The sequence below is a fragment of the Yinghuangia sp. YIM S09857 genome (assembly GCF_051388915.1).
GTDB lineage: Bacteria > Actinomycetota > Actinomycetes > Streptomycetales > Streptomycetaceae > Yinghuangia.
Genome location: NZ_JBPKBH010000011.1, coordinates 69,005 through 69,474 on the forward strand (window position 1 = coordinate 69,005; position 470 = coordinate 69,474).

Genomic DNA, 470 nt, shown 5'->3' on the forward strand with positions numbered 1-470 from the left:
GCGGAACGCCCCACCGAGCCGGCCCGCCGATCGGCACCCTGTGTCGATCGGCGGGCCCGGCGGGCCTTGTCGCTCGGTGAGTTCCGACGCGCCTTGTCGGTCCGTGAGTTCCGACGCGCCCTGTCGCTCGGTGAGTTCCGACGCGCCTTGTCGGTCCGTGAGTTCCGACGGAGCCGCGCCGGTGCGTCCGGACGCCGCTCCTGGTCCCGGACCGGCGGCTACCGCGACCGCTTGCGGAACTCGGAGGCCTCGCGCTTGAGTTCCCATGTGTCCGCGACAGGGCCCATGTGGCCGAGCTTGTCGGGGTTGACCACCGAGCGGATCGTCTGGATCCGGCCGTCGAGGATGTCAAGTACCCAGGTCCCGGCGATCCGGCCCTCGCGGTCGCGCAGCAGCGCACCCGGCTGGCCGTTGATCTCGCGTACCTCCAGCAGAACGCCGACCGAGAACAGCTGCGGGGGGGCCGCGCC

The 470-nt window shown here is 72.1% G+C and carries 1 pseudogene; it reads right to left on the reverse strand.

The features are described from left to right. Nucleotides 1–218: 218 nt before the first annotated feature. Nucleotides 219–470 (reverse strand): annotated as a pseudogene (locus ACRX5S_RS23375) (RNA polymerase subunit sigma-24); the annotation flags it as partial.